At 43.6% G+C, this 12466-nt stretch carries 9 protein-coding genes and 1 pseudogene; 6 read left to right on the top strand and 4 right to left on the bottom strand.

Annotated elements, in window-relative coordinates:
• Positions 1–62: 62 nt before the first annotated feature.
• Positions 63–1256 (bottom strand): multidrug effflux MFS transporter, encoded by a 1194-nt coding sequence (locus R8N28_RS00850; protein ID WP_017821607.1) that lies wholly within the window; start codon positions 1254–1256, stop codon positions 63–65.
• A 105-nt stretch (positions 1257–1361) separates the two neighbouring features.
• Here R8N28_RS00850 and R8N28_RS00845 point away from each other — a divergent pair, with 105 nt between their 5' ends.
• Both R8N28_RS00845 and R8N28_RS00840 read left to right on the top strand, forming a co-directional pair.
• Entirely contained in the window at positions 1362–2249 is an 888-nt protein-coding gene (locus tag R8N28_RS00845; protein WP_017635852.1) for a LysR family transcriptional regulator, read from the top strand.
• A gap of 183 nt (positions 2250–2432) precedes the next feature.
• Positions 2433–4252, top strand: a pseudogene (locus R8N28_RS00840) (putative bifunctional diguanylate cyclase/phosphodiesterase).
• Between the two features lie 106 nt (positions 4253–4358).
• Here R8N28_RS00840 and R8N28_RS00835 read toward each other — a convergent pair.
• Both R8N28_RS00835 and R8N28_RS00830 read right to left on the bottom strand, forming a co-directional pair.
• Positions 4359–5642 (bottom strand): peptidoglycan DD-metalloendopeptidase family protein, encoded by a 1284-nt coding sequence (locus R8N28_RS00835; RefSeq protein ID WP_025768471.1) that lies wholly within the window; start codon positions 5640–5642, stop codon positions 4359–4361.
• Positions 5643–5763: 121 nt separating this feature from the next.
• Positions 5764–6396, bottom strand: coding sequence for a hypothetical protein (locus R8N28_RS00830; protein ID WP_065275400.1), 633 nt, complete (start codon positions 6394–6396; stop codon positions 5764–5766).
• A 200-nt stretch (positions 6397–6596) separates the two neighbouring features.
• Between R8N28_RS00830 and R8N28_RS00825 the strand changes: the two genes are divergently transcribed.
• The 4 genes from R8N28_RS00825 to R8N28_RS00810 all read left to right on the top strand — a co-directional run bounded on the left by R8N28_RS00825 (position 6597) and on the right by R8N28_RS00810 (position 11951).
• On the top strand, positions 6597–6998 hold the full coding sequence (locus R8N28_RS00825; RefSeq protein WP_065275401.1) for a GFA family protein: 402 nt from the start codon (positions 6597–6599) through the stop codon (positions 6996–6998).
• 153 nt (positions 6999–7151) lie between these two features.
• Positions 7152–7823, top strand: coding sequence for a YoaK family protein (locus R8N28_RS00820; RefSeq protein WP_005375484.1), 672 nt, complete (start codon positions 7152–7154; stop codon positions 7821–7823).
• Between the two features lie 455 nt (positions 7824–8278).
• Positions 8279–9643 (top strand): YjiH family protein, encoded by a 1365-nt coding sequence (locus R8N28_RS00815; RefSeq protein ID WP_017635848.1) that lies wholly within the window; start codon positions 8279–8281, stop codon positions 9641–9643.
• 436 nt (positions 9644–10079) lie between these two features.
• Positions 10080–11951 (top strand): methyl-accepting chemotaxis protein, encoded by a 1872-nt coding sequence (locus R8N28_RS00810; protein ID WP_054574423.1) that lies wholly within the window; start codon positions 10080–10082, stop codon positions 11949–11951.
• A gap of 144 nt (positions 11952–12095) precedes the next feature.
• Here R8N28_RS00810 and R8N28_RS00805 read toward each other — a convergent pair whose 3' ends face one another.
• Entirely contained in the window at positions 12096–12437 is a 342-nt protein-coding gene (locus tag R8N28_RS00805) for a hypothetical protein (protein WP_080276968.1), read from the bottom strand.
• Between the last annotated feature and the right edge of the window lie 29 nt (positions 12438–12466).

Here is a 12466-nt window from a genome sequence, read left to right as displayed (position 1 = left end):
AACAAGCCAGACTTAATTTAGCTGCGCATTTTAGAAAGCCGACCTTCTGGTTGCAAGTATATTCAGATGGAAGTTTCTGCTTGAACCGTCCCTTCTGGCACTTTACGAAATTGGCTTAGTACAAGAACAAAGCAAGAAAGTAACGCAATAAACAAATAAAACACCCCAAGCTGCTGCTGATTCGTAACCCATGAGTCTACTAAGTACCCACCAAACAAACCTGCTAAACACATTTGAATAGAGCCAGATAACGCAGAAACCGCGCCTGCCTGTTGCTTATGTGGCGAGAGTAGCAAACTAATCGATACTGGGAATGACATGCCTTGGGCAAAACTTAAACACGTGAATGCCGTCAGCAATGAAAATACACTGAAGGGGGTAACCAACAACATGAAGCCAGCAACAGCAACAATCGCGAAACTCATCAGCAAGATTTGCTGAGCTTTGTAACGAGCATTGATCAAATTCAGCACTAAGCTACCCGTCAGCAAACCAACTGACGGTATGATCATCAAAGAGCCGTAATCTGCCGCCGTTAATCCTAACTCTTGTTGCATTAAAAATGGATACAAGGAGAGCGTAACCAGAGCCGATAAATAACTAAGCCAGTTGTAGCTCGCACTACCAATCACTTGTGTATTCGTTAACAGACGCAAATAGTTCGCGCTTACTTCGCCTACTTTAAATTTTCTCTTCGGATAAGGCAGCGTTTCTGGCAGCACCAATAAACCAAGTGTAAAAATTGCCATTAAGTAAATCAGCACAAACACGAAGACAGCATGCCAACTCAGGTGAAAAGCAATCCAGCCACCAAACAGCGGAGCAATAATTGGCATCACAGATGCCGTGACTGAAATATAAGATAGTGCTTTGGTTAATTGCATACCGTCATAACTATCACGCAGTACTGACCGACCAAGTACCGAAGCGCTGCCCGCTCCTAGGCCTTGCAGTAACCGTCCCGCTTCAAGGGCAACAATGTTGTCCGAAAACGCGATGCAAATAACCGTACCAACTAGATATACACTTTGCCCCAGAATAAACACCGGCCGACGACCAATCGCATCAGACAATGGGCCGTAAAAAAGCTGAGAGATACCGAAGCCAACGAGAAATAGCGTGACGAGATTCTGAATCGAATGTTGCGGCAAATTCAAGTCATGACCAATCAACGGCAAAGAAGGAAGATAAATACTAACGCCAACTTGGCCTGTGGCAATGATCATCATCGCTAATAACAATGGTGTTTTACGCAAACGTTCCTCCTACTTTGTGACAGATTGATGGCAAACAGTGTATATTTGATACTCAAAGATGATAATCAGCTAAGTTGGAAAGGAATTAATTCCCAAGGAGATACAATGGACTGGATTCAAAGCGTGAAGAGTTATATTCGTGTGGTCGAAGAAGGTAGCTTTAATGCAGCAGCGCGGAAACTCAATACCACCAGCTCAGCTATCAGTAAGCGAGTTCAATGGCTAGAAGATAAAATTGGCGTTCAACTACTCAAACGTACGACCCGCTCAATTAGCCAAACTGAAGCTGGTGCGCTGTTTTATCAACGAGCAAAAAGTCAGCTTGATTCATGGCAATCGGTATTAGATGAAACTCGCTCAGTCAACCAATCACCAGCGGGGCTATTAAAAATTGGGGCAACGCTGGCCGTTGGTTCTAAATTTCTAGTTCATTATCTTGATGATTTTCTTGAGAAATATCCAGACATCACGCTTCAATTAACGACAACGCTACCAGGCCAATTGCCAGAGCTAAGCTTAGACCTGTTTATTAGCCGGGAATTAGAGCAACTGAACTCTCTGAGTTTCAAAGCCACTGCGCTTTTCGAACATAAAGCCCAGTTTTACGCTGCGCCTAGTTACCTAAAAAAATACGGCACCCCACAATGCGTTGAGGATCTGACAGAGCATAATGTCCTGATTTGGGGTGAAAAGCCCTCACGAGAAATCAAAACCAATCGAGGTAAACGTATCAGCTTGTCCGGTAACTTTGCCACGACTAACCCAGAAGCGCTGTTTCATGGTGCCAAAAGAGGCATGGGTATTTTGATGACGAACAACGTCATGATCAAAGATGATCTCAAATCCGGCGCGTTAGTCCCTATCCTGCCCGATATCACAGCGGATAAAGCCACTGTATATGCCTACTATCCAAAGCTGGATTATCAGCATACCCGAACTAAGCTATTCCTCGATTATCTCAAATCACGATTAGAAGAGGAGAAGCGCGCCTAGCTTAGCGTTTTTATCGCTATAGCTTTAAAAGGTTCAAGCATAAAAACATGAAAATAATGATTTGTTCGTTCACAAAATTTGAAAAATCTGCCTTAGTAACCGATAGTTTATTTGATGCATATCAAATAATAATTCGTCGTGTCTTACACGATATGTTAATAACAACGCTAGGTGAAATGCTCAATGGGTCAGGTACAAATCAGTTTCCACAAAATTGATGAGATATTGAAGCTAAACGGCACGGCTCAGCTAAACCGAGTCACGCTAGATATTCATCAACACTTGCAGAGCCATTGCACTTGCGTTGTAGAAGTTGCGCATCTTCAGCATTCGGCTCATACCATTTCCTTCGCCAGCAATGGAAAAATTACAGACAACCTAAGCTACCACCTTTCAGGCACCCCCTGTGAAAAAGTGGCGAAAGACATTGGCGAACATATTTTCTATCAAGACCAGGTATACAAGCGTTTTCCTGAAGATCAGATGTTTCAAGAAGATGGCATTCAAGCTTACATTGGCCTGCCATTGAAGACACAAAATGGCGAAGTTCTGGGAATTTTACTGTCTACCTTTACCCGAAGCATCCACGCGAAAGAAGCGCAAGATATCCTCGACTTCCACCGATTTTATGCCAATGTCATATTCATAGCTTACGTGAAAAGTGGGTCAGTGAACGTTCAGATAAGCTTCTTAATCAGCTTAGCTATGAGGTATCGCATGATAACCTAACTGGACTGCTCAACCGTAGCTGTTTAGCTGATACCTTGGAGACATTAACGCAGCAGGCGACTCGCCCATTCAGTTTGGCGTATCTTGATATCGATAATTTCAAATCGATCAATGATATCAACGGAAACTATATCGGCGACCAAATCATTAAGTTCACAGCTAACGCCATTCAACAGAGCTTGTCGTCGCCAAACAATGCGTTCCGTGTTGCAGGAGATGAATTCGCCTTCATCACGTACGACGAAGATCCTGTCGCCGTGTGTCAGGAAGTACTCGACAAAATTGAAAGCGGCTACAGCGACAAATCTAACCGGATTTCTTTCACCGTTAGTATTGGTATTGCACGTGCCCCAGTACATATGTTGAACAGCGATGAGCTGATTTTGAATGCCAGTCTCGCTCTCAAAGATTGTAAAAAACACCGCGATACACGGATTCAGCATTACGACACACACCTTAGTGCTTTATACCACCGTAGGACGCAGCTTATTGAGGCAATGCGAATCCAGCTAAGTACTGATATACAAGACAGCGATGAGTTGTATGTAGTGGTTCAACCGATCGTCGATATCACGAGCGACCGCTGGAATTACTTTGAAATTTTGACTCGTTGGAATAGCAATATCTATGGAAATATCTCTCCAGCGGAGTTCATTGAAGCTGCCGAACAATCAGGCCTGATTATCGAGTTAGGTGAACGGATTATTGAACTCGCGTGTATCGCAAAGCAAGAACTCGAAGCGAACCTAGGCTATAAAGTCAAACTCTCCATCAATTGCTCAGCGTATGAGCTGGTTGATTCCAACCGTTATATTAATCACTTAACCAACATGGTTGAAAAGTATCAGCACGAAGCAAAAGACTTTGTTATAGAGCTCACCGAGACCGTCTTACTCTCACAAAGTGGCCGTGAACAGATGGTACTTAACTCGTTGCGATACTTGGGTTTTAAAGTCGCACTGGATGATTTTGGTACGGGATACTCAAGCTTGAACTATATACACAATTATCCGATTGATAGCATCAAAATCGATGCTACCTTTGTGCAGAACATGCTCTCAAATACAACCTCTGAACAAGTAGTGTTTTTGATAGCGCAATTGGCAGAGCTGCTTGATGTGGATTTGATTGCCGAAGGCGTAGAAGACGATAGAGCACTACAAAAGTTAATTGAAATGGGCTGCCACTACATCCAAGGTTATTTTTACTCTCGTCCACACAGTGTTGAAGAGATCGTACACCTGATAAATGAACGTGAAGTGCGGAGTGCCTAACGTACTGAACAGACTGCTGTCATAGAATTCAAATCTAGTTAATGCACAAAGTAAAAGAGACCAAGCTATGCTTAGTCTCTTTTTGTTTTTTAAGCGAAGTACTTTATTACAGCACTGCTTTCTCTTTATCGCGTAATAGTCTATCCATTTCATCTCTGTTCGCGACAAAAGTAGCCATCTCTTTCTTAGGAACAGAACTCGCCATTGGGATATTTGCTCGCATAGCGTTAACTGGACGGCCGTATTCAATCAACTCATAGTGAAGGTGTGGCCCAGTCACTCGACCTGTTTTACCAGAAAGACCGATACGCTGGCCTCGAGAAACCTTTTGCCCTTTCTTCACCAAAATCTTACTTAGGTGTAAGTAACGGGTTTTGTATTTGCTGCCGTGCTCAACAACCACGTAGTTACCCGCATAAGGGTGTTTACGAGTCATGATCACTGTACCATCACCAGTAGAAACGACTGGTGTACCGGTTGGTACAGCAAAGTCAGTGCCGTTGTGCGGCGCAACACGCCCCGTTACTGGATGTAAACGATTAGGATTAAAGCCAGAACTGATACGCCAACGGCTACTTACAGGGTAACGCTGGAATGCGCGCTGTAAGCTTTCACCTTTGGCATTGTAGAATTGACCATCAGTATGAAGGTAAGCGGTGATCTCGCGGCCGCGATTATAAATCTTAATCGCCTCAATTTCGTTCTTACCTGTTGGTACACCATTGATGCTTTGTGAGCGACGAACAACTTCAAATCGATCACCTGCACGAAGATCACGTCCAAAGTTAAGTTGTTCTTTGAGTAAGCTTACGACTTGACTCACTTCCGCCGACGTTAAACCTAAACGACTCGCAGAAGAAGAAAAACTGCCTTGAATAACGCCAACTAAAGGTTCTTGGCTCCACACGCCAGGAATGGAAATATCAGTAAAGTCATAGCTACCATCACTATTCAGCTTGTAGACCACTTTATCTGCAATAGAAAATTGCAGTTCCATTTTCGCTAACTCGCCTGTCGCATCATCACGCCAGAAACGGAGCGTATTGCCCGGCTTAAGTGTATCAAGTGCCAAGTAGTTCAAATCCGTTTCCATTACTTTCATTAACGAGCTGTAACCGAAACCGAGCTGACTAAAAATAGTGCTTAGGTTGTCACCTGCTTGGATTTGATATTCGAAGTTCGGGGGAGTGACAACTTCGGCAGTTGTCGCATCAAGAATTTTTTCAACGACCTGAGATTCAGGTAGGTTCAATGCGATGGTTTTGGTTAAAGATGACTCTTTGAGAGAGTGAGAAACACCAATCGCAACTAAAACTGGCAAGGAGTATAACAGCAGCGCTCTACGACTTGTCAGATTCGGCAACCGTCTTGTAATTTCATTTGTAGACACGGGAATTACTATCTCCTTTCAAACAAGGCTCATAGCTTATGCATTCCCGAATAAGAAATCACTAGGAAATTTCGAGATCTAGCGCAGAAAATACTGAATTTTTACAGAACTCAAAAAAAACTCATCGCTGTTGCATATGTAAGTTATTCCCTACACGCTGTAATGTGGATGAATTGAATTGATTTGGCTTGTCTGCCATTGCTTGATCGTCACCGTGCGCTAAATATGAAAGCGTGATAGTTGTATCACTTTTCCATTCGAGCTGAGTAAATTTCACGCGGTCACCAACAAAAACACTGTCTAAAAGGACAACTCGGCTCGGCACGGGGTCAAACTTGAACAAGCCAACATAGTTAAACGAACCGCTACCTTGTGTCGTTACAATCATCGGTGCAACAACCCATGAAACACCTTCAATCTCACGCTGGCTAATCGACGCAGTTGGAACAAGTACCTGACCTTTTGTCGCACCTGCATCATAGTCACCGATCAAATAGCCGTTTTCTTTATCCCACTCATCAAGAAAAGTGACCGCACTTTGCTCGGGGACTTGGATCGTCCAAGGATTACGTGCAGTGATACCAAGCGTCTCTTGCACAATAACGTTAGTTTCTACTTCTGTTTGAGGAAACTTAGCCATGATCTCGTCATCAGACAAACTAAAACGATAAACACCCGCGATCACAACCACAACCAATAAAACGATTGGAATAAGTAGAATAAGTGGTATCGGCAGGATTTTTTTGTGAGTCATGAAGACTTCCTTGTTTCAAGGTATAAACGAAAAGCGAGTATACCATTGTATACCCAAATGATTTCACCCCTTCAAGTGTTTCAAAATTAAACTAAACTGATTGTATCCAAATAGTTTCAAGTCCAGAGCTCATAACGAGCTAGTGACACAAGCTCTGTGCTCTAGGTCTATTGGTGTATTGGGACAAATAGGTAATCACGATGACAAAAACCATTCATACATGCGAGTGCGCCTGCGGTTTAGTTGAGATCCGTTGTAAGGGAGAGCCCACCCACACGTCTGTCTGCCATTGCTTCGAATGCCAAAAACGAACTGGCAGTGTTTTTGGGGTACAAGCTCGCTTTGAAAAAGAACACGTCACTTTAAACGGTGAAGTCACTAGCTATACCCGAATTGGCGATGATGGCAGTGAGGTTCAGTATGACTTTTGTCCATCCTGCGGCACGACAATGAGGTTGTTCGTTACTGCATACCCAGAAATCATGATCATTCCCGTCGGTCTATTTACCGATAAAGAGTTCCACCAACCTACCGTTTCAGTCTATGAACAAATGAAACACGGGTGGGTGAGTTTCGAATGCACAACGGAACACATCTGCTAGCGGGCAATCCACGTTCACATATTTACTTTGGCTCGGACAAACACCCTATAAGTGAGATTTTTTTGAGAATGATCAATCGAGTTTTACTGTAAAGGGTTTCGTAACTCGGTGTGAGCGTTATAATCGGCTCCTAATATTTGGTGGGGGTTTATTGTGATTTCCAGACTTCCTCGTTGGGTGGAATATGGCGCGTTTCTACTAGCTCTTCTCGCGGGCTGCGTCAACGCCGTTGGTCTTCTCGGCTTTCAACACCAAGCGATAACTCATCTTTCGGGAACCGTAACTCAGCTAGGGAACAGCTTGCTAACAGGTGTGGATAGCTCCATTCACCTGCTCTTCATCGTATTTAGCTTTTTGATTGGCGCTGCCTTTAGCGGCTTTTTTATTGAAAGCAGTGCGTTAAAGCTAGGACGAAGATATGGTGTTGCACTGTGCATAGAAGGAAGCTTGCTCTTACTCAGCTTGGGCTTTTTGGTGCAAGGGGATTTGTACGGCCAATATCTAGCATCAGCAGCATGTGGATTACAAAACGCAATGATCACCACGTTTAGCGGCGCAGTAGTCAGAACCACACATATGACCGGAATCATCACCGATCTAGGGATTATGATTGGAGAGAGCTTGAGAGGTCGTCAATTTGACCGACGTAAAGCAAAATTATTCCTATTCATTTTCTTTGGCTTTTTGTTTGGCGGCGTCGCGGGAGCGGCTCTATTTACGGTATATGGTTTATATACGCTGGTTTTCCCAGCAATATTGGCTTTTTCTACAGCTCTGATTTACTGGAGTTACCTATACATACTTAGCCGTCAACAAAAAGCATAAAATTTCGATCCGATTGAAGCGACATGCTTCAATCGGATTTGGCTCAATAGGTTCACACTGCAACGGTACAAGAAACGCTGAACGGTATTTTGACACCACTAAAAACCTTAAAATAGATAAGGCTAACTGAATTTCTGGCAAAGAAGTTAGTTAGATCAAAATCACATTTGTTTACCATTTTATTATTCCAGTCACAATGCGCCCCATAATTCACTGCGCAATTCGCCTCTCGTGCTACAATTTTCTAACACAAGCAACATATTCGCATACACTTAGACGTTATTTGACCAATTACCCGACAAATCGGCTGAATAACTAGATGTATTTAATGAATAGTATTGCAATGGATGCAGTTTGCGGGTACCCTCCGCAAAACTGTGATTAAATACGGATGTTTAGTGAATATTTATGTCATGGAAATGGCAAGTATTGACTAGTAGTAACACGAGACAACTATGCATAACACCACTAATGCTACTGAAGCTCCTAAGGGCAACTTTTGGATGTTTTTCATCCCTTCCCTAATTGGTCTTCTACTCTTTATGGCTCCGATCTCTTACGATGGCGGCCTAACCATTCCCGTTGCCGTGATGGCAAAAGTCATCCCAGCGGTGTTAGGCGATACCTTGATTGCTATCGTCACCAGTATCATCGCTTTCATGGCCGTTGCTTCTGTTCTTTGCAAAATTTTTAAGCCAGCTGCAATTTTACGTAATGGTTTTTTAAACGGTCTCTTCAACCCATCTCCACTTTGGCTCGTTGTTCGTTTAATCGGCGGCGCTGCCGTGTTAATGACGTTCTTCCAAGTGGGTCCAAAAGCAATTTGGGAAGAGAACACTGGCGGGCTTGTTCTTACTGGTCTCCTACCTACTCTGTTTGCCGTTTTCATTTTCGCGGGTTTACTGCTTCCGCTTCTTTTGAACTTCGGTCTTCTGGAGCTATTTGGTGCGTTACTCAGTAAAATAATGCGTCCGGTATTCAACCTACCTGGCCGCAGTGCAATTGACTGTATGGCATCTTGGTTAGGCGACGGAAGTGTTGGTATCTTGCTAACCAGCAAGCAATACGAAAATAAGTTCTATACTCAGCGTGAAGCGGCTGTTGTCGGGACCACTTTCTCAGCAGTATCGATCACGTTTAGCCTAGTTGTTATCGCTCAGGTAAAACTAGAGCACTTATTTTTGCCTTTCTACGGCGCTATCTGTCTAGCTGGAATCGTAGCTGCGATTATCATTCCTCGCCTGCCTCCGCTTAGTCTGAAGAAAGATCGCTACATTGACGGCAGCAACCCTGATAAAGACGCAGATGCAGTACCAGAAGGCCACACCACATTCTCTTGGGGTATGGATCTAGCTCTTAAGCGAGCTGGTCAAGTCACATCGGTTCAGTCTGTATTTAAAGAAGGCGTACACAACGCAGTCGACATGGTATTTGGCGTACTACCTGTAGTGATGGGTCTTGGTACCGTTGCATTGGTGATTGCAGAATACACGCCTGTATTTGCAATTCTGGGTCAACCGTTTATCCCATACCTAGAGCTACTGCAAGTCCCTGAAGCTGTTGCAGCATCACAGACAATCGTTGTTGGCTTTGCGGATATGTTTATTCCAGCAATTTTAGCGGCCTCAATCGATAACGAAATGACACGTTTTGTTATTGCGGCAATGTCAGTAACTCAGCTTATCTACATGTCGGAAGTAGGTGCCCTACTGTTAGGCAGCAAAATTCCAGTAAACATTGTAGAGCTCTTCGTAATCTTCATTTTACGTACGTTAATCACGTTACCTGTGATTGCTGGCGTTGCTCATCTTATTTTCTAAAATCGAGACGTCAATAAACAAAGGCTCCGCATCGTCGGGGCCTTTTTTATACCCAAAACTCCGTTCACATTAGGCTTTTAGTAAAAAGCTCATAATTTACAAAGACAAAACTTCAACAAAACACCTGCCAGCACCAACAAAATTTTCATCACCTCACCTGCAAAGCCAGTTGATGCCACTATTTGTTAAGCAATTCTTTTCATTATGACGATTTCATTAATCGAGCTCGCAAACATGATCACACTCACAAGTTTTAACGTAAACTACCGTTTTGTTTAAATTTAGTTAAAAAAGACGACAAATGAGTTCATGTTTTTGACAAAGATGTCGATAAAAATATAACCAAACACAATAGGTTTCTCTTTATGCCCAATTCGCTCGGTTTAAAAGAGGCGAAAGCAAAGTGGAACCAACCGGGAGAATCAGAGGAAAGCTCATGAAATTCAGACATAAGGTTGTCACAGCCTCTTCATTTTTGCTGCTAATTACCGTGTCGTTATTGTCGACACAACAAGTTATGACCATCCGCTCCCAAACTCAGGAGCAAATCGACTCAAGTGTAAACGAGATATTGACCAGTGTTGGTAACACTGTGCAATCAGAAATGAATGCAAAGAAGGATCTCGCTCGCTCCATTACTGAAGTGATTGAGCTTGACCCCAGTTCACATAGCTATGTTCAAAACATACTTGAAAGACCCACGCCAAAAAGCAGCTTCCTTGCCATCGGTTTTGGTTATGAAAGTAATGGCTTTGTGATTGAAAATGACGACGGCTGGGATGCGGGCCCAGACTACGACCCACGTCAGCGTCCTTGGTTTATTGCAGCTAAGAGCAAAGGCGATTTGGTCGTAACCGATCCGTACGTCGATGCGTCTTCGAAAAACGTTATCATCTCTGTTGGTACACCAGTAAAAGAAAATGGCCAGTTTTTAGCCGGTATGTTTTATGACCTCGAATTAACTACCCTTTCAGATCTGGTCAACCAAGTGAATCTGTTTGATGCTGGTTACTTATTTCTGGTCACCGCTGATGGCACAACCATTGCTCACCCTCAAAGTAAATACAACGGTGAGAAAGTCGGTAGCTACCTCCCGCAAATCGAACTTACGCAATCAGCACAACATGTTGAGATTGATGGCAACCGCTACATGGTTAACCTGACTCACATTCCTGGCGAGAACTGGTACGTAGGTTCGGTGATCGATGAAGCTGTTGCCTACTCTGCCGTAGGAGAGCTTCGTAACAACGCTATTATTTATTCAATCATTGCCGTGATTGCATCTATTATCGCCCTAACTCTGTTGATTCGCACTCTCATGCGTCCTTTGGACACGCTAAACAATGCGATTAAAGATGTAGCATCAGGGAAAGGCGACCTTACACAACGCCTCGAAACAGATACTGACCAAGAGTTTTCTGAGCTTGCCACAAACTTCAATACGTTCATGGAGAACTTACAACAGCAAATCATTGAGTCGAAACGTATTTCTGATCAAATTTTAAACGGAACTCAAATCACCGCTGAGGGCGCAAAAGACTCGGCAGGCGCAATTCACACTCAACTGCAAGAGCTAGAACAACTTGCTACCGCGATGCATGAGATGTCTGTCACCGCGACAGAGGTTGCTAATAATGCGCAAGGTGCGGCAAGTGCAGCCAAAGAAGCCGACCAAGCAACGGTTGAGGGGTCTTCTATCGTTGGTGAATCGACACAAACGATAAACATGCTTTCCGATAGCATTGACCTTGCAGTCGAAGAAGTACAAGTGTTGGAATCTGCTACCGCCAATATCGAAACGATTCTAAAAGTCATCAACGATATTGCGGACCAAACGAACTTACTCGCGTTGAATGCCGCAATCGAGGCTGCACGTGCGGGAGAATCTGGCCGAGGCTTCGCCGTTGTTGCAGATGAAGTCCGTACACTGGCACAACGTACTCAAGAGTCGACAACAGAGATTCGTACTATGATTGAGCAACTACAATCTGGCGCTTCTTCTGTGGCAAATGCCATGCATCAAAGCAAAGGTAGTGCTATAGAGGCCGTTGAAAAAGCGGATTTAGCAAATAGTGCGTTACAACGCATTCGTGACGCGATTCAGCGTATTTCCGATATGAACTTGCAAATTGCCTCAGCAGCGGAAGAGCAAAGCCTTGTCGCTGAAGAGATCAACAACAATACGGTGAATATTAAAGACCTATCGACTCAAGTCGCCGAATCGGCAAATCGAACCAACGACGCGATGCAGGCGCAACAAGAAGATGTACATAAACAAGATCAAATCTTAAATAGATTTACTGTCTAACACTCATCTAAGCAAAAGCAGCGAGCACCGGCTCGCTGTTTTTGTTTTTAACCCTCAACCCTAGTATTGGTCGATGTTACATGTGACATGTTGTTGCTATTAAGCTCAACATTACAAGAACGCCGACTATGTGCCCTTTCAAGTTTAATTGAACTCGACATGGATATAGCGATCATTAGAACGGCGATAATAACGATCGTCCACTTTTAGATAAGTGAAATCTCCAATCTTTATGTAGGTACTATTCCGAGGAATTCGGTCATGGTAATAGTAACTGCGCCTTGGTCGTCTGGTCTCCACATAAATAACGTCACGATGTTTGTGTTTATGCTTGTGCTTGCGCTTGTGTTTATGATGGTGGTGATGCGCATGATGGTGATCGTACCGATGTCCATGCTTATGCTTCGGGTCAGCCACCGCTTCTGTACTCAACACACCTAAAGACAACATAACGCCAACCATGGCAAAAGATAATTGCTTTGACACAACAGAGCCTCTTATTCATATCAACATCG

This window comes from Vibrio sp. Vb1554, assembly GCF_033344235.1.
Note: the sequence above shows the minus strand (reverse complement) of the source record. Positions and strands in the feature narration are given on the sequence as shown.